Consider the following 21,559-nt stretch of genomic DNA (forward strand, 5'->3'; position numbering starts at 1 on the left):
CCGCCACTCGCCACCCACTTAAGCAAGCTTAAGCTGTGCTGCCGTTCGACTTGCATGTATTAGGCCTGCCGCCAGCGTTCACTCTGAGCCAGGATCAAACTCTTCACTTAAAGTTTTCGAAGCCGAAGCTTCTAATGCTTAGAAATGCAGAATTTCTCCCAGTCCCAATTACTCGCTGTACGTTGTACTTGCGTACGAATACTTAATAAGAATTGAGGTTCTGTTCGAACGTCTGCTATGGACAACTATCCATTACCAGACGCCCGCACAAGTTACCTGCGCACACTGTCAAAGATCAGCGGGTTGGGCCTCAGCGCCTTTCCCTTTTCACCCCGTCGCCGTAGCGTCCGAGTGAGCCGCCCATTATGCCGAAGTTTTTCAACTTGTCAACACGCCGGAGCGATTTTTTTCGTTTCTCTCAAACCGCCGAAGCGCCTGAGCGAGCCGCACATCTTAGCGAACTTTCCGTGTTTGTCAACACTTCATTTCGCCGCCTTGCCGACCCCTTCCGCTGCAAACCGCAGCCCGCTGCAGAAGGGAGGCGAATCATGCGCCTGTTTTTCGGTTTTGGGAAGTCTTGACGTGTTGACGGATCCCGTGCAATACGCGCATCGTGCGCGATTGCTTTTACTACTTTGGAGCCTACATGCGCCTGCACGCCTTACTTCCAGCCCTCATCCTCTCGCTTTCCAGCTGCGCGAGCGCCAGCCAACCTTGGGTGGAGCTAGGCGGCCAACGCTATCAGGTGGAAATTGCCAATGACGATGCCGAACGTGCGCGCGGTTTGATGTTTCGTGACGTGTTGGAAGACGGCCACGGCATGCTTTTCATTCATGACACCCAAGCGCCGCAGGCGTATTGGATGAAGAACACCAAGATTCCGCTGGATATTTTGTACTTCGATAACGACCGCAATTTGGTTTCGCAGCAGCGCGGAGTACCGCCCTGCTCGCTAGGCGACGCCTGCCCGCCCTACCCCAGCAATGCGCCTGCGCGTTATGTGCTTGAGCTCAATGCTGGGCAAGCAGAAAAAATGCAGCTTAAAGATGGAGCTAAGCTCACCTTTGGTCCTAACATCCCCGTTGCGAAGTAAACCGGCATGTCCCGTTCTTTTCCCGTGCGCGGCCTATACGCCATCACCAATGGCCCTAGGCCCGACCTGATCACTGCGGTTTCCGCGGCTCTTGATGGCGGCGCCGCCTGCATCCAGTACCGCGACACCACACAGGACCACACGCGACGTTTGCAAGAAGCCAGCGCGCTGGCGCAGCTTTGCCACGCGCACAACATCCCGCTGGTGATCGATAACGATTGTGCACTGGCGCAAGCCTGCAATGCCGACGGCGTACATGTGCATACGATTGAAGACGCCACTACGGCTCGCGCTGCGCTAGGCCCGCAGGCAATCGTAGGGCTTTCGTGCAAAAGCTCGCTCACTACGGCGCAGTTAGCGCTGGCCGTGGGTGCGAGCTATATCTCATTTGGCGTGTGCTATGCCTCGCCTACGCTGCCACAGGCTAAGCCCATTCCGCATGAACTATTCGCCGAAAGCGCCGTTCTGGAACTGCCGCGTGTGGCTATTGGCGGCATCACCGCCGACAATGGCGCAGCACTTGTGGCGGCAGGAGCCGATGTTTTGGCTTCGATCAGCGGTGTGTTTGATGCCCCTGATATCACCGCCGCTGCGCGCGCCTACCTTTCCTGCTTTTAAGTTGAACTCATGAACACCGAACGCTCCCACGCCCTGTTTACCCAAGCCCAAACCCTGATGCCCGGCGGCGTCAACTCACCCGTACGCGCGTTCAAATCGGTGGGTGGTGAACCATTTTTCGTGCAGCGCGCCGACGGCCCCTATTTGTTTGATGCCGACGACAACCGCTATATCGATTATGTGGGTTCGTGGGGGCCGATGATCGTTGGCCACAACCACCCAAAGGTCCTCGATGCGGTGATTGAAACCGCCAAGCATGGCCTGAGTTTCGGCACGCCGAATCCGCTGGAAGTAACGATGGCCGAGACCATCACGCGCCTGATTCCAAGCTGTGAAATGGTGCGCATGGTGAACTCCGGTACCGAAGCCACGCTCTCGGCGATTCGTCTTGCGCGCGGTGCAACTGGACGCAGCAAAATTGTGAAGTTTGAAGGCTGCTACCACGGCCACGGCGACAGCTTCCTAGTGAAAGCAGGCAGCGGCGCGCTGACCTTTGGTGTACCCACATCACCGGGTGTGCCGAAAACACTGGCGGACCTAACGCTCACGCTTCCCTATAACGATTTCGACGCCGCCACCGCACTGTTTGCCGAATGCGGCAGCGAGATTGCGGGGCTCATCATCGAGCCCGTAGTGGGCAATGCCAACTGCCTGCCACCACGTGAAGGCTACTTGCAGCACCTGCGCGCTCTGTGCACGCAGCATGGGGCGCTGCTGATCTTTGATGAAGTAATGACCGGCTTTCGCGTGGCGCTAGGCGGTGCGCAGGCGCGCTATGGCATTACCCCGGACCTGTCCACCTTCGGCAAGGTGATCGGTGGCGGCATGCCAGTAGGCGCGTATGGTGGCCGCCGCGAGTTAATGCAGCAGATCGCGCCGAGTGGGCCGATCTATCAGGCCGGCACCCTGTCTGGTAATCCGGTGGCGATGGCAGCCGGGCTTGCGATGCTGGAACTGATCCAAGTACCGGGCTTTTACGCGGCGCTGGAAGCCAAGACAAATGCACTATGCGACGGGCTAGAAGCGGCCGCGCGCGAAGCGGGCGTGGCCTTCACCACTCAGCGTGTGGGCGGCATGTTCGGGATGTTCTTCAGCAGCGAAACCGTGGATACCTACGCCCAAGCGATGGCCTGCGATAGCGCGGCGTTCAACCGCTTCTTCCACGCCATGCGCGAGCGCGGCGTGTACTTGGCCCCTAGCGCGTTTGAGGCGGGCTTTCTTTCCAGCGCGCATGACGATGATGTCATCGCCGCCACGATTGCTGCCGCGCGCGAAGCCTTCAAGATCGCCCGGGAGGGGTGATGTTCGAACCCGAGCAGCCGGTCGTCCAAGGCGAAAAAAACAGTTTCTTTGAGCGCAATCTGCAACCGGCCAGCCGGGAGGGATTGCGCTATCGGCTGTACCGGCTGCTGTTTCATCATGAGTCACGCGATGAGCGCAACTTTGACCTTGCGCTCACCGTCATCATCATCGCCAGCGTACTGGTGGTGATGCTGGATAGTGAGGCTTCGATCAAGGCGCGCTGGCATACGTGGCTCTTTGTTGCCGAGTGGATTTTTACGCTGCTATTTACCGTGGAATATGCCGTGCGTATTTGGGTGCTGCGCGCCCCGCTACGCTATGCCAACAGCTTCTTGGGCATTGTTGACCTGCTCGCGATTTTGCCCACGTTTCTAGCGCTGCTGTTTCCGGCGAGCGTGTCGCTGACGGTGATCCGCATTCTGCGGCTTCTACGTATTTTCCGCATTTTGAAGCTGGTCAAATACTCGGATGAAGCGGGCCTGCTGATTCAATCATTGATTCGCAGTCGGCGAAAAATTTTAATTTTCGTAACCACGCTTATCACCATTGCGGTGATCTTCGGTGCATTGATGTATTTGGTGGAAGGCCCTGAACACGGCTTTGACAGCATTCCTACTGGGGTCTACTGGGCGATTGTGACGATGGCCACTGTGGGCTATGGCGATCTTTCTCCGGGCACGGGGCTGGGGCGTTTTCTCACCTCGGCGCTGATCATCATCGGTTACAGCATCATTGTTGTGCCCACCGGCATCTATAGCGCTGAGCTAGCGCGCAATATCCGCGGGCATGGACGCAAGCAGGTGCGCTGTTCGCAATGCAGCCTCAACGAGCACAATATCGACGCATGGTATTGCCGCAAATGTGGAACGGCATTGCCGCATGCCGGTAGCGATTTGAATTAGCAAATTCACCGCCGTGTGCTCACGCGGCCTACACATGCGGGTTTTTATGGTGGCTGCATGTCGTGCAGGGCAACGGGGCCGTAGCTCCACGACGCTATCCTGGAGTTCACACCATGAAACTTCGTCTTCTTGCTGGCGCTGTCGCGCTGGCGGTATCTGTTCCTTTTGCCGTTTCCGCAACAGCGCTTCCGCAACAAGCAAAGCCAGCGCAGCACGAGCACGCGACGACTGCACATCACACCGCAAAGAAAGCGGAAGCTGCCACCGCTCAAACTGCACCTGAGCTACACAAGGCATTACGCAGCCTGTGGCATGGCCATATCGTTGCGACGCGCGATTATGCTTTTGCCGTTCACAAGGGCGACGCTGAAGCTGCTACAAAAGCCGCCGACGCTACCGTGGCCAATGCCAAAGACATTGCCAATGCTGTTGCAGGGTTTTATGGGCAAGCCGGTGGTGATGGCGTGCTAAAGCTGCTGGGCGGCCACTGGGCAGGCGTCAAGGCCATGACCGACGCGCAGCACGCCAATAACGCGGCGGGTGTGGATAAGGCGATGCAAGACCTCACCGCCAATGCGGCTGACCTTGCCAAGTTCTTGCACACCGCCAACCCGAACAATTGGCCACAAGATGCGGTAGAAGGGCTGCTGCTTGGCCACGTTGCGGGGCATAAGGCGCAGATTGCGCAAATCATGGCGGGCGACAGCAAGGGTGAAGCCGTTACTTGGCAGTCGATGCAAGATCATATGAACACGATTGCGGATGCGCTGGCCGATGGCCTTGCCAAACAATTCCCGGATAAGGCGAAGTAATCTTCGCGCGGCCGTGCTGCGTAAAGCCGGCTGATTTCTACCTTCACAAACAGCGCCCCTTCTTCAAGGGCGCTGTTTGTTTGTTTCACTCTGTTAGATAGCGCGCGCAACAAACGCCTGTAGTGCGTCGCGTAGGCGTGCAAGACCTTCGGCTACTTCGTCGTCACGGATATTGAGCGCTGGCACGAGACGCAACACACCGACACCTGCAGACAGCAGCAACAAGCCGTGTTCGACGGCAAGGTCTAACATTTCACCCGCACGTTCGGCGTACTGCGGCTTCAACACAGCGCCCAACATCAGGCCGCGCCCACGCACTTCGGTAAACAGATTCAACTCACCATTGATGGTTTCGATACCCTCACGCAGCGCCTGCGACTGCCGCTGCACATTCGCCACAATCTCTTCCGACGTCAAACGCTTCAGTGCCACGCGTGCTACCGCTGCTGCCAGTGGGTTTCCGCCAAAAGTGGTGCCGTGTGCGCCAAATTGCATCGCTTGCGCGGCTTTTGCGCCCACCAGCATGGCCCCGATAGGAAAGCCTGCGCCGAGTGCTTTTGCGAGCGTCACGATATCGGGCTCAATGCCGTCTTGCCAATGTGCAAACAGGCTGCCGCTGCGCCCCATGCCGCACTGAATTTCATCCAATACCAAGAGTGCGTCGTGTTGATCACACAGCGCGCGCACCGCCTGCAAGTAACCGGGAGCAGCAGGCATCACGCCACCTTCGCCCTGTATCGGCTCCAGCATCACGGCGGCCACATCACCTGCCGCCATCGCGGCTTCTAGCTGCGCAATATCGTTGAAATCGACGTAACGAAACCCACCCGGTAACGGCTCGTAGCCTTGTTGGTATTTGGGTTGCGCGGTGGCCGTTACCGACGCTAGCGTGCGGCCGTGAAAGCTGCCCTTGCAGGTGATAATGACGCGGCGCTCGGGGCCACGCCCTTGCACGCTGGCCCATTTGCGCACCAGCTTGATCGCCGCTTCGTTCGCTTCAGTACCGGAGTTACACAGAAACACGCGCTCGGCAAACCGCGATGCTGCAACGAGCTCTTGCGCCAAGCGAATCGGCGGCTCGCTATAGAACACGTTGCTGGTATGCCATAGCTTGCTCGCCTGCTCGAGCAGCGCTACATTTAATTCCGGATCGCAATGTCCAAGGCTGCACACGGCGATGCCGGCGGCGAAATCCACATATTCACGCCCTTCGCTATCCCAAACGCGTGAACCGAGGCCGCGCTCAAGCACCATTTCGCGCGGTTTGTAGATAGGCAAAAAACTGTCTCGCCCCATCGCGAGCAGCGCATGTGCGGTTGCTTGCGTCATGTCACCACTCTCCTGTGTTGGGCATCGACGCCCACGGTTCCTGCGGTGGCAGGCGGCCTTCTTGCAGCAGCTCCACCGAGATGAGATCGGGCGAGCGCACAAACGCCATATGGCCATCGCGCGGCGGGCGGTTGATGGTGTACCCCATGTCGTGTAGGTGCTGGCAGGTGGCGTAGATATCAGCCACGCGGAAAGCGAGATGGCCAAAGTTGCGAGCAGTGCCGTAGTCTTCTTCCGAGCCCCAATTCAGGGTGAGCTCGATTTCAAAATCCGGCGTTTCATCGGCCGCCAGATACACCAAGGTGAAGCGCCCTTGCTCGCTTTCCATGCGCCGCACCTCGCGCAGGCCAAGCCCTTCACAATAAAAGCGCAGGGAGGCGTCGAGGTCGCGCACGCGCACCATGCTGTGCAGATATTTCATAACAACATCCTTTTGGGGGAGGAAACGAATGCAGTTGCTTAAGCGTCTAGGTAAAGGTCCGGCAGCAGCGGCATCGACGGATCTTCCGCATAGACAGACAGATCGGTGACACCGGCCTCGCGCAGCACTTCATCATCAATGAGGAAGTGCCCAGCAAACCCGCGCGCTTGACGGGTCAAGATGGCATGCGCGGCGTCGCCCATAATTGTTGGCTTGCGGCCATTACCCGCGCTCACGCCGGGGATCATATTGAGCGCATCGGTAGCGATCAGCGTGCGCGGCCAAAGTGCATTCACGGCGACGCCCTGCGCGCCAAATTCAGCAGCCAAACCGAGGGTGACAAAGCTCATCCCCATTTTCGCCAAGGTGTAGGCAGTGTGCGGCCCCCACCATTTCGGATTGAGCGACGGCGGCGGGCATAGGGTCAAAATATGCGGGTTCTGCGCTTTCAACAGATGCGGCAAGCAGGCCTGCGCGCACAAGAAGCTGCCGCGGCTATTGACCTGCGTCATCAGGTCGAAGCGCTTCATCGGCGTATCCAGCGTGCCGCGTAGCCAGATGGCGCTGGCGTTATTGATCAAAATATCGATGCCGCCGAAGGTTTCCACCGTTTCGGCGACGGCGGCCTGCACTTGGTCTTCTTCACGAATATCGCATTTAATCGCCAACGCGCGGCCACCCGCCTCTTCAACCGCCTTCGCAGCGGTGTGAATGGTGCCCGGTAGTTTGGGGTTGGGCGTATCGGATTTTGCCGCGATCACCACGTTGGCACCGTCTTGCGCCGCACGCAGGGCAATAGCGAGACCGATGCCACGCGAGGCACCGGTGATGAATAGGGTTTTCCCTGCAAGCGTTGTCATATGAATTCTTCCTGACATTAGAAAGGGTGAAGTGTAGCCTCGCCGCCTATAATCCGCTGATGCAAAGCGTATGGTTTGACAACACCGTAGCCTGGATCGGCGCCCACCCTGTGGCGGCCGGGCTATTGATTGCCCTGATCGCGTTTAGCGACGCGGTGATTGTACTTGGCGCGCTGGTGCCCGCACTGCCGCTGATGATTGCCATTGGTGTTCTGATTGGCATGGGCGAAATCTCCGGCCCCTATGCGGTTGCCTGCGCGGCCTTGGGCGCACTGGCGGGTGATGGATTGAGTTACTGGGTGGGACGGCGTTGGGGCGATACTTTGCGCGGGGTATGGCCCTTTCGGCGCTACCCGCAGCTGCTTGATCGCGGCGAGGTATTGTTTCGCCGCAATGCACTGAAAAGCATTTTCATTGCCCGCTATGTGGGGGCTGTGCGACCGTTTGTACCGGCCATTGCGGGCATGGCAAAAATGCCGCCATACCGCTACCTGCAAGCCAGTGGCGCAGCCTGCCTGTCGTGGGCGGTGCTGTTTCTGCTACCGGGCTGGGCGCTGGGCCAAGCCTACGATGCCGTGGCCGCTGTGGCCGACAAGCTTGCACTGGCCCTGTTGGGACTGCTCGCTGCGCTTGCATTGGCGTGGGCGATGGTGATCTACACATGGCGTTGGTTTGCGCTCAACGCCGATACGCTGCTGGCCCGCATCGCTACGTGGACGCAGAAGCACCCCCGCTTTGGGCGTCACGCGGCGGCATTGATGGACAAGCGTCGCCCAGAAACCGCCCCCTTGCTGCTACTGGCCGCCTGTTTATTTGGCTTTTCTTGGGCGTGGGCGTGGCTAAGCGCCACCCTGCTGGCCCACGGCGGCCAGTTGCAGCTTGACCGCGACGTGCACGCGCTGATGTTCACCCTGCGTAACCCCTTGGCCGACCGGCTCATGGCCACGCTATCGGAGCTTGGCAGCGCTCCGGTTCTGGGCATCGCCTCGCTGGCTGCACTGCTGTGGCTGCTGTGGCGCAGGCGCTGGATGGCCGCCGCCCACTGGCTGGCCGCGATCGGCGTAGGGCTAGCGCTCACCGAAGCCTTGGCCGCGGTGGTGACGATGCCGCGCCCACCCACCGCAAGCGCTGGCTTTGGTTTTCCTTCGATCGCCGTCACCATGACCACCGTGGTGTTCGGCTTCTTCGCTGTTTTGATTGCGCGCGAACTCCCGGGGCGCCAGCGCATTTGGCCCTATCTACTCACCGGAATTGCGACCACTGTTGTTGGATTTGCGCGCCTGTATCTTGGCGCGCACTGGTTGTCTGACATTATTGGCAGCATGCTCTTGGGCGCTATTTGGGTGCTGGTGATTGGCATTGCTTACCGCCGCCACAGCGAACGCTCCTTCTGGATGCGGCCTTTAGGCTGGACCTTCTACGGCTGCTTCGTTCTTGTGGCCGCTTGGTACGCCCCGCGCCACGCCCCAGAAACGCTTGCCCAATTTGTACCGCCCCCCCCCACTGAAACACTGTCACTGGCGCAGTGGCAGGCGCACGGCATCCAACGCCATCACGCGCGGTTTGATATTGAGATCGCGGGCGAAGTGATCCTGCTGCGCGAATACTTACTCGAAAACGGCTGGCAGGCGCAGCCCGCTGCCGATTGGTTAGACACGCTCAACCTATTAGACGACAGCCTTGCTCCGCAGGAGCGCGCCGTGTTGCCGCTGGCGCTCGATGCCCACCCCGAACGCCTATTGATGCGCCGCGTCGACCCCAACAACCCACGCCATATCGAGGTCTTGCGCGTCTGGCCCGCACCGGCGCGGCTCAACAATGACGCGCCACTTTGGGTGGCGCGCTACGACGTGATGCATTTGCAGCGTTCACTGCACTTACTCACCTTTTGGAAGCCGCAGCCGCCGACGCATACGCTTCCGACAGACTTGCAAACGCTGACGCAGCAACCGGGGCTGCGCGTATTGATCCACCCGCGCGGCTAGTGGCTACCCATTCTGCAATGCAGAAAAAAACCGCCTCGGCGCGCCATCGAAGCCGCCGTTGGACATAAACACCACGTGGTCACCGGGCTGTACCCGCGCCTGCAGTTCAACCAGCAGTGCATCGACGCTGGCAACCGCATGTCCGTGCCCGTGCAGTGCGGCAATCACCCGCCCCGCATCCCACGGCAGCTCTGGCCGCGCCAAAAACACCACTTCATCGGCCAACGCCAGCGACGGTGCTAACGCATCGGCATGCGCACCGAGCCGCATGGAATTACTGCGCGGCTCCATCGCAACCATGATCCGTGCCGCCCCCACCTTGGCGCGGAGCCCGGCGAGCGTGGTGTGGATCGCCGTTGGGTGGTGGGCAAAATCGTCATACACGGTAACCCCCGCGTGCTCACCAATCACCTCGAGCCTGCGCTTGACGCTGCTGAACTGCGCCAACGTTGGGATGACCGCAGCCACGTCCACGCCCACCGCCGCGCAGGCCGCCAGCGCCGCCAGTCCGTTTAATACGTTGTGGTCGCCCAGCAGTGACCATTCAACTGCACCGATCTCCTGCCCATCGCGCAGCACCGCAAAACGGCTACCGTCTTCGCTCAGCTTACGCGCGCTCCACTCAAACGCCGGTTCAAAACCAAAACGCTCCACCGGTGTCCAGCACCCCATCGCCAGCACTTCGCGCAAGCGCTCGTCGTGGCCATTGACGATCAACCGTCCGCGCGACGGCACGGTACGCACTAAATGGTGGAACTGGCGCTGGATCGCGGCGACATCGGGGAAAATATCGGCGTGGTCATATTCCAAATTATTGAGAATGGCCACCAGCGGCCGGTAGTGCACAAACTTGCTGCGTTTATCGAAAAACGCGGTGTCGTACTCGTCGGCTTCAACGACAAACTCCCGCCCTGCACCCAGCCGCGCCGACACGCCGAAATCTTCTGCCACCCCGCCAATCAAAAAGCCCGGTGCACGCTCGGCGCGATCCAGCAAATAGGCCAAGATCGTCGTGGTCGTGGTTTTGCCATGGGTGCCTGCCACGGCCAAGGTATCGCGCCCCGGCAGCACCTGCTCACTTAACCACTGCGCGCCCGAGGTGTAGCTAAGGCCCGCATTGAGCACGTGCTCCACCGCAGGATTACCGCGGGAAAGGGCATTTCCCACGATGATCTCATCACAGCCAAGCACGATATTGTCCGCGCTATAGCCTTGCTTCAGCGCGATCCCCAGCGTTTCTAGCTGGGTGGACATCGGTGGGTAGATGTTCTGGTCGCTGCCTTCAACGGCATGCCCCAGCTCGCGTGCAAGGGCGGCCACGCCGCCCATAAATGTCCCGGCGATGCCGAGGATATGCAGTTTCACGTTTTTTAACCGACGTCGTGCCCGTGCTGAATGGCTTCGATGATGCGGGTAAACACATCATCCAGTGCACCCACGCCGTTGACGCAGGTCAGCTGCCCTTGTTGGCGGTAGAACTCGATCACCGGCGCGGTTTTTTCGTCATACACGTTCAGACGATGGCGCACCGCTTCGGGGGTATCGTCGGTGCGGCCTTCGGCTTGTGCGCGACCGGCCAAACGCTCGATGATCTGTTCGTTATCCACCACCAGCTGCACCGCCGCGTCAAACTTCTGGCCGAGGCTTTCGAGCAGCTTACCCAGCGCATCGGCCTGCGCCAGATTGCGCGGGTAGCCGTCCAAAATGAAGCCCGCTTGGGTGTCTGCGCGCGAGAAGCGGTCTTTCAGCATCCCCAGCAAAATCTCATCACTAACCAGATCGCCGCGCTCCATCACGGCTTTGGCTTGAAGGCCCAGAGGACTCCCTGCCGCGACTTCTGCGCGCAGCAGATCGCCGGTGGAAATATGCGGTACTTGCAGATGTTCCTTCAGGCGCGCGGCCTGTGTCCCCTTGCCGGATCCCGGTGCCCCCAATAAAACCAATCGCATCGATTTACTCCAGTACAAAATGAAGAACGGGCGGCGTTAGACTGCACACACCCTTAACCCTGTCAGCTTAACGCATCTTGGGCCTATTTCAGGGGCCAAATTGAAGGAATTTCCCATGCCAACAGGCAACTTGCTGTATGCCCAAAGCGGCGGTGTCACTGCCGTGATCAATGCCACCGCCTCCGCCGTTTTACAGGCTGCACGCGCCAAAAAGGTGCGCGTCCTGGCCGCCCGCAACGGTATTTTAGGTGCGTTGCGTGAGGAATTGATCGACACCACCACCCTTACCGCGGCCGAAGTCAAAGGCCTCGCCCACACCCCCGGCGGCGCGTTTGGCAGCTGCCGCCTCAAGCTGAAGTCGCTCGCTGACGACCGCGCCAAATACGAGCGCCTGCTGGAGGTGTTCAAGGCCCATGATATCCGCTGGTTTCTCTATAACGGCGGCAACGATTCTGCCGATACCGCGCTCAAAGTCTCACAACTGGCCGAAGAGTTTGGCTACCCATTGACCTGCGTCGGGGTACCGAAGACCGTTGATAACGACCTAGCCGTTACCGATTGCTGCCCCGGCTTCGGCTCTGCCGCCAAATTCACTGCCGTGTCGGTGCGCGAGTGTGCGCTTGACGTGGCCGCCATGGCAGAAACGTCCACCAAGGTCTTTGTGTATGAAGCCATGGGCCGCCACGCGGGCTGGCTGGCCGCAGCGGCCGGACTGGCGGGAGAAGATAAAAACGACGCGCCGCACATCATTCTCTTCCCCGAACGCGTCTTTGATGAGGCCGATTTCATGGCCAAGGTCGATGCCATCGTCAAACGCGTGGGCTATTGCGTGGTGGTGGCGAGCGAAGGCATTCGCCGCGCAGACGGCAGTTTTGTGGCCGACGCGGGCGGCGGCAAGGATAGCTTCGGCCACACCCAACTGGGCGGCGTGGCCTCGCATTTGGCCGGGCGCGTCAAAGATACGCTGGGCTACAAAGTACACTGGGCACTGCCCGATTACCTGCAGCGCTCGGCGCGGCATCTGGCCAGCAAAACCGACGTCGAACAGGCTATGGCGGTGGGCCGCGCCGCAGTAGAAAGCGCGTTGGCCGGACAGAACGCAGTGATGCCGGTGATCGTGCGTGATGCGGATGAACCGTATCACTGGCATATCGATATTGCCCCGCTTGCGCACATTGCCAATCGTGAAAAAACCATGCCAAAAGGCTTTATTCGTAAGGATGGCTATGGCATTACCATCGCTGCACGCCGCTATCTGGCGCCACTGATCAGCGGCGAAGCCCCTCCGCCTTATGGCCGGAATGGGGTGCCTAATTACGTTACCCCTACTATGCGCACGCTCACGCGTAAACTGCCCAAATGGACAGGCAAGTAACGCCAAGCGCCTTTACACTTTGACCGTTTTGCTCATTCACAGGACGAAAGACACCATGAAAACTGTACTTGCTACTGCTGTACTCGCCTTTCTTGCGGCCTCCATCAGCGCGCCTGCGCATGCCCAATGGAGCAAGAAAAAGAACGACCCTCAAGGTGCTGCGGCGGGTGCAAACTCCAAAGGTGCCGCCCTCAACCTAGAACACTGCGACGAGCCGATGGGCACGATTGCCGTGGTGGAAGAGCAAGAAGGCGACTGGTATCGCTACCTCTCCACCGACCTGCGCCTGCCGTCTACGGTGCCGGTGATTCGCATGCTGATCCAGCAGTCGAACTGCTTCGTGGTGGTTGAACGCGGCCGCGCCATGCAGAACATGATGCAAGAACGCGCTCTGATGGACAGCGGCGAGCTGCGCCAAGGTAGCGACTTCGGCAAAGGCAAAATGGTTGCCGCCGATTACACCATGAACCCCAGCATCAACTTCTCGCAAAGTAACGCGGGCGGCATTGGCGGCGTACTGGGTGCGTTTGGGGGCAAGCTGGGCGCGATTGGCGCGATTGCGGGCGGCCTGAAGTTCAAGAAAGCCGAAACCATGCTGACCATGATCGACAACCGCTCCGGCGTACAGATCGGCGTGGCCCAAGGCAATGCCACCAAGACCGATTTCGGTCTCGGTATTGGTGGCGGTGGCAGTAGCGGCTTCGGCGCACTAGGCGGCTATAGCAATACACCGGAAGGCAAGGCGCTGGCAGCGGCGTTCGCCAACGCTTACAACAACCTCGTTATTGCGATGCGCGACTACACGCCGCAGCAGGTGCAAGGCGGCTTAGGCAAAGGCGGCAAGCTGAAAGTGGGCGACTGACTCCATCCCCCGCACCTCCCCCTACAAACGCCCGGCCCATCCGGGCGTTTGCTTTTCTAACTTAGGCGCACATGCGATCCTGTGCCCATGCCGGTCATTCTTGTCAAAGCCAAGCCGAACTCCCGCGCGAGCGCGCTCACCCAGCAAGAGGACGGCACTTGGCTGGCGCAGCTCAAATCCCCGCCCGTAGATGGCAAGGCCAATGCCGAACTCATCGCGCTGATCGCCAAACAATTTGGCTGCACAAAAGCGAATATCGACATCAAAACCGGCGCGGGTAGCCGCCTTAAGCGCATCACGATTCCAGATTAAACCGCCTTCGCGCAAAAAATCCGCTGCTTCTATACACGCAAACCCCCATGCGTGTGCGATAGTCATGACGCTGCCTGCAGGCAGGCAGATCAACCTTCGTTTTTCCACGTCACTCCGGGGAGGGGTTTCATGCTGGAGCAATACGGTTTGGTTTTGGCGCTGGTTTGCGCCGTTATTGCAATCATCTACGGCCTGTGGGCAGCGGCCTGGATCAATCGACAACCTGCAGGCAACGAGCGCATGCAGGAAATTGCGGGGGCCATTCAAGAAGGCGCTGCCGCGTATCTCAACCGCCAATACACCACGATCGCCGTGGCAGGCGTCGTTTTGTTGGTGCTCATTGGCATCTTTATCAGCTGGCATACCGCAATCGGCTTCCTCATCGGGGCGGTGCTCTCAGGTGCGGCAGGCTATATCGGCATGAACGTGTCGGTACGCGCCAATGTGCGCACCGCCGAAGCCGCGCGCCAAGGCATGGGCCCGGCGATGAACGTCGCCTTCAAAGGCGGCGCGATCACCGGCATGCTGGTCGTGGGCCTCGGCCTGCTGGGCGTTGCTGGCTACTACGGGCTGCTCACTGGCTATCTCAATGCCAGCCAAAGCGAAGCACTGCACGCACTGGTGGGGCTTGCCTTCGGTAGTTCGCTAATCTCAATTTTTGCGCGCCTCGGCGGCGGTATTTTCACCAAGGGTGCCGACGTGGGTGCCGATCTCGTGGGCAAAGTAGAGGCAGGTATTCCTGAAGACGACCCGCGCAACCCGGCGGTGATCGCCGATAACGTGGGCGATAACGTCGGCGATTGCGCGGGCATGGCCGCTGACTTATTCGAAACCTATGCGGTCACCGTCATCGCCACCATGCTCTTAGGTGGCCTGATGGCCAGTACCGTGGGGCATAACGCGGTGCTGTATCCGCTGGTATTGGGTGGCGCCTCGATCATCGCTTCGATCATCGGCGCGTTCTTTGTCAAAGTATCCGGCAGCAACCCCAACATCATGGGCGCGCTGTATCGCGGCGTGATTGTCTCGGCAGTACTGGCGGCGGTGGCGTTCTATCCCATCACCACGCAGATGATGGCCGACTCAAGCTTCGGCGCGATGAATCTGTTTGGTTGCGCGCTGATTGGGCTGGTGCTCACCGGCGTCATCGTATGGGTCACCGAGTATTACACCGGTACTCAGTACGCACCGGTGAAGCACGTTGCGCAAGCCTCCACCACTGGCCACGGCACCAATATCATCGCGGGCCTTGGTGTGTCGATGAAGTCCACCGCGCTGCCGGTATTGGCCGTGTGTATTGCGATTCTGGGTGCCCACCACCTTGGTGGCCTGTACGGAATCGCGATCGCCGCCACGTCGATGCTGTCGATGGCGGGCATGATCGTGGCCTTGGACGCGTACGGCCCGATCACCGACAACGCTGGCGGCATCGCTGAAATGAGCGAACTGCCCAGCGAGGTGCGCGACGTCACCGACCCGCTGGACGCCGTGGGCAACACCACCAAGGCGGTGACCAAGGGCTATGCGATTGGTTCGGCTGCGCTGGCCGCCCTCGTCCTATTCGCCGACTACACCCACAACCTGCAAACCGCACACCCAGACGTGCAGTTCACCTTCGATCTGTCCAACCATATGGTGATCATCGGCCTGCTGATTGGTGGCTTGATTCCCTATTTGTTCGGCGCCATGGCGATGGAAGCGGTGGGCCGCGCGGCGGGTGCGGTAGTGGAAGAAGTGCGCCGTCAGTTCCGCGAGATCAAAGGCATCATGGACGGCAGCGGCAAACCGCAGTACGACAAAGCCGTGGACATGCTGACCAAGTCGGCGATCAAAGAAATGATCGTGCCCTCGCTACTACCTGTGGCCGTTCCGGTCGTTGTGGGCTTGGCGCTTGGCCCGCAAGCGCTGGGCGGCCTGCTGATCGGCACGATTGTCACCGGCATCTTCGTGGCCATTTCCATGACCACCGGCGGCGGCGCTTGGGATAACGCCAAGAAATATATCGAAGATGGTCATTTTGGCGGCAAGGGGTCCGATGCGCACAAAGCCGCGGTGACCGGCGACACCGTGGGCGACCCCTACAAGGACACTGCAGGCCCGGCGGTGAACCCGCTGATCAAGATCATCAATATTGTGGCGCTACTCATCGTGCCGCTGCTGCCAGTTACCGCGAGTGACCAGCAGCCCAACCCGCCTGCGATCTCCGCACCGGCCATGAGCGCGGTTGCCACTGACGCCGCGCCAGCTGAGGCCGCCACCGAAACACCGGTGGCGGAAGAAGACACGGCCGTGGTGAACGACGCCGACGTGGACAACGCACCGGCAGAGCAATAGCCGCTGCGCCCACGGTGCCAGCAAAAACGGCGGCCTTGATGGCCGCCGTTCTTTTAACACCTTGCGCGACTTGGCTTACTTCGCCAAGCGCTTGGCAATGGCCGCGCCGAGGTCGCCCGGTGATTTCACCGTGGTCACACCGGCTTTTTCCATCGCGGCAAACTTGCCTTCCGCCGTACCCGAACCGCCCGACGCAATCGCACCGGCGTGGCCCATGCGCTTGCCCTTCGGCGCCGACGCACCGGCGATAAAGCCCACCACCGGCTTGGTGACGTGCTTGGCGATGAACTCAGCGGCTTCTTCTTCCGCGCTACCACCGATTTCGCCCACCATGATGATGCCTTCGGTCTGCGGGTCGTTCTGGAACAGCTTCAGCGCATCAATGAAATTGGTGCCGTTGATCGGGTCGCCGCCAATACCAATGCAGGTGCTCTGGCCTAAGCCAACGTCCGTGGTTTGCTTCACTGCTTCATAGGTCAAGGTGCCCGAACGCGACACAATGCCCACCTTGCCCGGCATATGAATATGCCCCGGCATGATGCCGATCTTGCATTCGCCCGGGGTAATCACGCCGGGGCAGTTCGGGCCGATCAGCACGGTTTCGGGGTAGCCCTTCAGCACGTTCTTCACGCGCAGCATGTCCAGCACCGGAATGCCCTCGGTGATGCACACAATTACCTTGATGCCCGCGTCGGCGGCTTCAAGAATGGCGTCCGCAGCAAACGGCGGCGGCACGTAGATCACCGACGCATTCGCGCCAGTTTTGCTCACCGCATCCGCCACGGTGTTGAACACTGGCAGGCCAAGGTGCTCAGTGCCGCCCTTACCGGGGGTCACACCACCCACAACCTTGGTGCCGTAATCCAGCATCTGCTGGGCGTGGAAGGTGCCCTGCGAGCCGGTAAAGCCCTGCACGATCACCTTGGTATCTTTATTGATCAAAACAGACATGTTGAAATCCTTTAGTTCGATCAGGCGACGGCCGCGACGGACTTCTTCGCGCCGTCGTTGATGTCATCGGCCGGAATGATGGCCAAACCGGAGTTCTTCAGCAGCTCCTTACCGGCCTCCACGTTGGTGCCCGCTAGGCGCACGATCACCGGGATCTTCACGCCCACGTCCTTCACCGCCGCAATGATGCCTTCGGCGATCATGTCGCAGCGCACGATACCGCCGAAGATGTTGACGAAAATCGCCTTCACCTTATCCGACGACAGGATCAGTTTGAACGCTTCGGTGACGCGCTCTTTCGTCGCACCGCCGCCCACGTCGAGGAAGTTCGCAGGCTCGCCGCCGTTGAGCTTGATCACGTCCATGGTGGCCATGGCCAGACCGGCGCCGTTGACCATGCAGCCGATGTTGCCGTCCATGGTGACGTAGTTCAGGTCGTACTGGCTGGCGCGCACTTCGGTTTCATCTTCCTGACGAATGTCGCGCATCGCGGCAAGGTCGGCATGACGGAAGGTGGCGTTGTCATCGGAATTGATCTTGCCATCGAGCACCGCGAGGTTGCCGTCGGTGAGGATGGCCAGCGGGTTCAGTTCCACCAGCGCCAGATCTTTTTCGTTGAACAGCTTGTACAGGCCCAGCATGATCTTGGTCAGCTGGCCTACTTGCTTGGCGGTCAAGCCCAGCGCGAAGCCGAGGTTGCGGCATTCATATGCCTGCAGGCCTTGCACATAATTGACGTGCAGAGTCTTGATCGCTTCCGGCTTTTCGTGCGCCACTTGCTCGATATCCATACCGCCTTCAGCCGAGGCGATGAAGGTGATCGAACGGCTGTCACGGTCCACCAAGACCGACAGATACAGTTCTTTGGCGATGTCGGTGCCTTCGCACACCAGCACCGAATCGATCGGCAGCTCGACGCCAGCGGTTTGATAGGTGGCCATCTTGGTGCCCAGCATCGCCTTGGCGTACTCGCGCACTTCGTCATAGTTCTTAGCGAGCTTCACGCCGCCCGCTTTACCACGGCCACCGGCGTGGATCTGTGCCTTGATGACCCAAAGGTCACCAGGAATGGTCTTGGCCGCGTCAACGGCCTCCTCCGGCGTGCGCGCAACGCGACCAACCGGGACTGCAATGCCGTAATCGGCAAACAACTGCTTCGCCTGATACTCGTGGAAATTCATGGGTCACCCAGGGGAGAAAACGGATAGGCCCGGCCCGCTGGACAACTCCAGCCAAGCGCGAGCGAACCCCTATTTTAGCGTGTTGCGACGCATCATGCCGCGCCGCCTGTCGCAATAACGCATACTTCTTCCATGCCGCCCGCCCCAACCCCACCCGAAGCCCCCGAATTACAAGCCGCCATTCGCCGCGAGCTGCACTATTTTGCGCTCTATCGGCTACTCGAGGCCGCTTTGCTGTGCCTTGCCATCTTCAGCCCCATCGGGCAAACGATCAGCATGCCCAGCCACCCCATTCTGGCCGGGAGCGTGGCGCTGCTGTACCTATTGGCCGCCGGCCTGCTGTTTTCCGCCTCACGGCAGCGCGCCGTTCAGCCGCAGGTTATTTTCGGCATTGGCTGCGACATTTTCGCCACGGTCCTCGCCATCGCTGCCCTGCCCGGTATCGCTTCGGGCCTTGCCATGATGCTGCTGTTCAACGTCGGTGCCGCCGCGCTGCTGCTGCCGCTACGCAGCGGGCTAACCGCCGCCGGGGCCGCGACCACGGCCTTGCTCGTGCTGCACGTATGGACATTGTTCGACGATAACGAAAGCGCCCGCCGTACCACCGAAGTGCTGATGTTTTCCATCAGCTATCTCGCTGTTGCCAGTGTCACCAGTGTTTTGGGTAAACAAATGCGCACCAGCCAAGCGCTGGCGGAGCATCGTGGCAGCCAGATCGCCAATTTGGCTGAAGTGAATGAACTTATCATTCGCCGCATGCGCACCGGCGTGCTCTTGGTCGATGGCGATGGCGAAATTCGCCTCGCCAACGAGTCGGCCATGTTGCACCTTGGTGAAGCGGGTGAAGGGCGGCGTTTGCTTGCCGCCGCCGCACCCGAACTCGATAAACGCCTACGCCTGTGGGAGCGCACCGGCAAGCTCGATGCCACGCCGCTACAGCTGGCCAGCGGCCTGCCGGAAGTGCTGCCGCGCTTTGCCAAATTGTTGGCCGGCGGCGAGCAGGTGCTGGTCTTTCTAGACGACGTTGAGCTGGCCTCGCGCCGCGCCGAAACCCTTACCTTGGCCACATTAGGGCGCTTTTCGGCCAGTCTGGCTCACGAAATTCGCAACCCGCTGGCGGCGATCAGCTACGCCACGCAATTGCTGGAAGAATCCAAAGAAATACCCGAATCCGACCGCCGACTTCTGGAAATCATCTACCAACAAACTCGGCGCATGAACGGCATCATCGAGAACGTACTGGGCCTCGCCCGGCGCGAGCGCGCCCAGCCCGAGCACGTAGAACTCTGCGAATTTGCCCGCCAATTTGTGCAGGAATACTGCGGCAGCCACCCGTTGGAGCCAGATACCCTCACCGCCAAAACCGAGCCCGGCAGCATTGCCTGCCTAGTGGATGCGCGCCAGCTTCAACAGGTGGTCACCGTGTTGGTGCATAACGCCCAAGTCTATGGCCGCATCCCCGGCGAGCCCGCGCATATTACCCTGCACGCCCACCGCAGCGCACAAGATGTTCCGCTGCTGGACATAGTGGATCGCGGCCCCGGCATCCCGGATGCGGTCAGCGCGCAGTTGTTCCGGCCTTTTTTCACAACCTCCAGCCACGGCACGGGCCTTGGCTTATATATCGCCAAGGAAATGTGTCTCGCCAACCAAGCCGATCTCAGCTACGTTGCCCTTCCTGCAGGCGGCGCCTGCTTCCGGATTCGGCTGGCTGGCGCGCACGCGATCAATACCCACTAATTTTTTGCGCAAACTGACGCACAAAATCAAGATTTGGCCCTATTCGGCGCACTTGGACGCAACCTCATAACGCGGTATTGTTTCACCCAGATGAATACCGCCAGCACACCCAGCCAGCCCACCGCCCTCATCGTTGATGATGAGCGCGATATCCGCGAATTACTCGTTATGACATTAGGCCGTATGGGCGTGCGCTGCGATACCGCCGCCTCCCTACGCGATGCCCGCGAGTTACTGCGCCAGCACCATTACTCCCTCTGTCTCACCGATATGCGCCTGTCCGACGGTTCCGGCATTGATTTGGTGCAAGAAATCACCCAACTCTATCCGCACACCCCGGTGGCGATGATCACCGCCTTTGGCAATCAAGAAGCGGCCGTGGAAGCGCTTAAAGCAGGCGCATTCGATTTTGTCAGCAAGCCGGTGGACCTCACCATTTTGCGCGGCCTTGTACAACACTCACTCAACCTCGATCCGCAAACGCCCAAGCCGGTTGGCAAAGCCAGCGCCACTACGGGTACGTTTGCTTCGCGCCTGTTAGGGCAGTCGGCAGCTATGGCCGAACTGCGCGCAACACTGGCAAAAGTGGCACGCAGCCAAGCGCCTGTGTATATCGCGGGTGAATCTGGCACGGGTAAAGAGCTCGTGGCCCGCACCATCCACGCCGAAGGCGCACGCGCATCTGGCCCGTTTATTCCCGTTAACTGCGGCGCCATTCCCGCCGAGCTGATGGAAAGCGAATTTTTCGGCCATAAAAAGGGCAGCTTTACCGGCGCGCATGCCGATAAAGTAGGCCTATTCCAAGCCGCTCAAGGTGGCACTTTATTCTTGGACGAAGTGGCCGAACTGCCCATGCAGATGCAGGTCAAGCTGCTGCGCGCCATCCAAGAAAAATCGGTACGTCCGGTGGGTGCTAATGCCGAACTTCCGGTGGATGTGCGCATTCTTTCGGCCACCCATAAAGATTTGGCGGCGCTGGTGGAAGAAAGCAAATTCCGCCACGACCTGTACTACCGCATCAACGTCATCGAGTTGCACGTTCCGCCACTACGCGACCGCCGCGAAGACTTGCCGCTGCTGATCGACGCGATTTTGACCCGCCTCGCCGCTGCGCAACATCGCGACAAGCCCATTTTGCATGTCGAAGCGATTGAAGCGCTGGCCCACTATAGCTTCCCCGGCAATGTGCGCGAGCTGGAAAATATCTTGGAACGCGCGTTTGCCTTGGCCGATGAAGACGGTATTCGCGCCAACGATCTACGCCTACCCGAGTCGCGTGGCAACACCACCGCCAACATCACCGCGCAGGCTGCCGCAGCGGCGGCGGCGATGGATCCTGGCATGCTCAGCCCGCGCGACACTGCCTCCAGTGCCCTGCCCGAGTTCATTGAAGAAATCGAGCGCAAAGCGATTGAGCAAGCGCTGATGGATAACCGCTTTAACAAAACTAAAGCCGCGGCGCAGCTCGGTATTACATTCCGTGCGCTGCGCTACAAGCTGAAAAAACTGGGCATCGATTAACTGGCCCGCTAG

Annotated in this window: 19 protein-coding genes and 1 rRNA gene; 12 read left to right on the forward strand and 8 right to left on the reverse strand. The window is 59.9% G+C overall.

What is annotated here, in order from left to right; genetic code table 11:
* Positions 1-110 (reverse strand): 16S ribosomal RNA (locus KUL77_RS04465); the annotation flags it as partial.
* 536 nt (positions 111-646) lie between these two features.
* Here KUL77_RS04465 and KUL77_RS04470 point away from each other — a divergent pair.
* The 5 genes from KUL77_RS04470 (at position 647) to KUL77_RS04490 (ending at position 4,727) form a co-directional block, all read left to right on the forward strand.
* Positions 647-1,093 (forward strand): DUF192 domain-containing protein, encoded by a 447-nt coding sequence (locus tag KUL77_RS04470; RefSeq protein WP_297144082.1) that lies wholly within the window; start codon positions 647-649, stop codon positions 1,091-1,093.
* Positions 1,094-1,099: 6 nt separating this feature from the next.
* Complete coding sequence (locus KUL77_RS04475; RefSeq protein WP_297144084.1) at positions 1,100-1,711, forward strand: thiamine phosphate synthase; 612 nt, start codon at positions 1,100-1,102, stop codon at positions 1,709-1,711.
* A gap of 9 nt (positions 1,712-1,720) precedes the next feature.
* Entirely contained in the window at positions 1,721-3,013 is a 1,293-nt protein-coding gene (gene hemL / locus KUL77_RS04480) for a glutamate-1-semialdehyde 2,1-aminomutase (protein ID WP_297144086.1), read from the forward strand.
* Positions 3,013-3,915: an ion transporter gene (locus KUL77_RS04485; RefSeq protein ID WP_297144088.1), complete on the forward strand. Its 903-nt coding sequence runs from the start codon at positions 3,013-3,015 to the stop codon at positions 3,913-3,915. The genes hemL and KUL77_RS04485 overlap by 1 nt, the downstream gene beginning before the upstream one ends.
* A 113-nt stretch (positions 3,916-4,028) precedes the next feature.
* Positions 4,029-4,727 carry a hypothetical protein gene (locus KUL77_RS04490; RefSeq protein ID WP_297144090.1) on the forward strand — a complete coding sequence of 233 codons (699 nt, stop codon included), beginning with the start codon at positions 4,029-4,031 and terminating at the stop codon, positions 4,725-4,727.
* Positions 4,728-4,820: 93 nt separating this feature from the next.
* Here KUL77_RS04490 and KUL77_RS04495 read toward each other — a convergent pair whose 3' ends face one another.
* From KUL77_RS04495 to KUL77_RS04505, 3 genes are read right to left on the reverse strand one after another with little or no spacing between them, the layout of a single operon-like run.
* Positions 4,821-6,056: an acetylornithine transaminase gene (locus KUL77_RS04495; protein WP_297144091.1), complete on the reverse strand. Its 1,236-nt coding sequence runs from the start codon at positions 6,054-6,056 to the stop codon at positions 4,821-4,823.
* A 1-nt stretch (position 6,057) separates the two neighbouring features.
* On the reverse strand, positions 6,058-6,477 hold the full coding sequence (locus KUL77_RS04500; RefSeq protein WP_297144093.1) for a VOC family protein: 420 nt from the start codon (positions 6,475-6,477) through the stop codon (positions 6,058-6,060).
* Positions 6,478-6,515: 38 nt separating this feature from the next.
* A complete protein-coding gene (locus tag KUL77_RS04505) occupies positions 6,516-7,337 on the reverse strand; it encodes an NAD(P)-dependent oxidoreductase (RefSeq protein ID WP_297144095.1) in 822 nt (273 codons plus the stop codon).
* Positions 7,338-7,396: 59 nt separating this feature from the next.
* Between KUL77_RS04505 and KUL77_RS04510 the strand changes: the two genes are divergently transcribed.
* Complete coding sequence (locus KUL77_RS04510; RefSeq protein WP_297144097.1) at positions 7,397-9,322, forward strand: bifunctional DedA family/phosphatase PAP2 family protein; 1,926 nt, start codon at positions 7,397-7,399, stop codon at positions 9,320-9,322.
* 3 nt (positions 9,323-9,325) lie between these two features.
* Here the strand turns inward: KUL77_RS04510 and mpl are convergent, their stop codons facing one another.
* A complete protein-coding gene (gene mpl, locus KUL77_RS04515; RefSeq protein WP_297144099.1) occupies positions 9,326-10,687 on the reverse strand; it encodes a UDP-N-acetylmuramate:L-alanyl-gamma-D-glutamyl-meso-diaminopimelate ligase in 1,362 nt (453 codons plus the stop codon).
* Between the two features lie 5 nt (positions 10,688-10,692).
* Positions 10,693-11,271: an adenylate kinase gene (locus KUL77_RS04520; RefSeq protein ID WP_297144101.1), complete on the reverse strand. Its 579-nt coding sequence runs from the start codon at positions 11,269-11,271 to the stop codon at positions 10,693-10,695.
* Between the two features lie 115 nt (positions 11,272-11,386).
* On the opposite strand from KUL77_RS04520, the gene KUL77_RS04525 reads away from it, so the two are divergent.
* From KUL77_RS04525 to KUL77_RS04540, 4 genes are all read left to right on the forward strand, one after another.
* On the forward strand, positions 11,387-12,646 hold the full coding sequence (locus KUL77_RS04525; RefSeq protein ID WP_297144104.1) for a 6-phosphofructokinase: 1,260 nt from the start codon (positions 11,387-11,389) through the stop codon (positions 12,644-12,646).
* 55 nt (positions 12,647-12,701) lie between these two features.
* Positions 12,702-13,508 (forward strand): CsgG/HfaB family protein, encoded by an 807-nt coding sequence (locus KUL77_RS04530; RefSeq protein WP_297144106.1) that lies wholly within the window; start codon positions 12,702-12,704, stop codon positions 13,506-13,508.
* 87 nt (positions 13,509-13,595) lie between these two features.
* Positions 13,596-13,820 carry a DUF167 domain-containing protein gene (locus tag KUL77_RS04535; RefSeq protein ID WP_297144108.1) on the forward strand — a complete coding sequence of 75 codons (225 nt, stop codon included), beginning with the start codon at positions 13,596-13,598 and terminating at the stop codon, positions 13,818-13,820.
* A 129-nt stretch (positions 13,821-13,949) separates the two neighbouring features.
* On the forward strand, positions 13,950-16,154 hold the full coding sequence (locus tag KUL77_RS04540) for a sodium-translocating pyrophosphatase (protein ID WP_297144110.1): 2,205 nt from the start codon (positions 13,950-13,952) through the stop codon (positions 16,152-16,154).
* Positions 16,155-16,229: 75 nt separating this feature from the next.
* Here the strand turns inward: KUL77_RS04540 and sucD are convergent, their stop codons facing one another.
* A complete protein-coding gene (gene sucD / locus KUL77_RS04545) occupies positions 16,230-17,105 on the reverse strand; it encodes a succinate--CoA ligase subunit alpha (protein WP_297144112.1) in 876 nt (291 codons plus the stop codon).
* Between the two features lie 20 nt (positions 17,106-17,125).
* Entirely contained in the window at positions 17,126-18,286 is a 1,161-nt protein-coding gene (gene sucC / locus KUL77_RS04550) for an ADP-forming succinate--CoA ligase subunit beta (protein ID WP_297144114.1), read from the reverse strand.
* Between the two features lie 132 nt (positions 18,287-18,418).
* On the opposite strand from sucC, the gene KUL77_RS04555 reads away from it, so the two are divergent.
* On the forward strand, positions 18,419-20,026 hold the full coding sequence (locus KUL77_RS04555) for a histidine kinase dimerization/phospho-acceptor domain-containing protein (protein WP_297144115.1): 1,608 nt from the start codon (positions 18,419-18,421) through the stop codon (positions 20,024-20,026).
* Between the two features lie 90 nt (positions 20,027-20,116).
* On the forward strand, positions 20,117-21,547 hold the full coding sequence (locus KUL77_RS04560) for a sigma-54 dependent transcriptional regulator (protein WP_297144117.1): 1,431 nt from the start codon (positions 20,117-20,119) through the stop codon (positions 21,545-21,547).
* The last annotated feature ends 12 nt before the right edge of the window (positions 21,548-21,559 follow it).

It is taken from the genome of Thermomonas sp. (assembly GCF_019104945.1).
GTDB lineage: Bacteria > Pseudomonadota > Gammaproteobacteria > Xanthomonadales > Xanthomonadaceae > Thermomonas.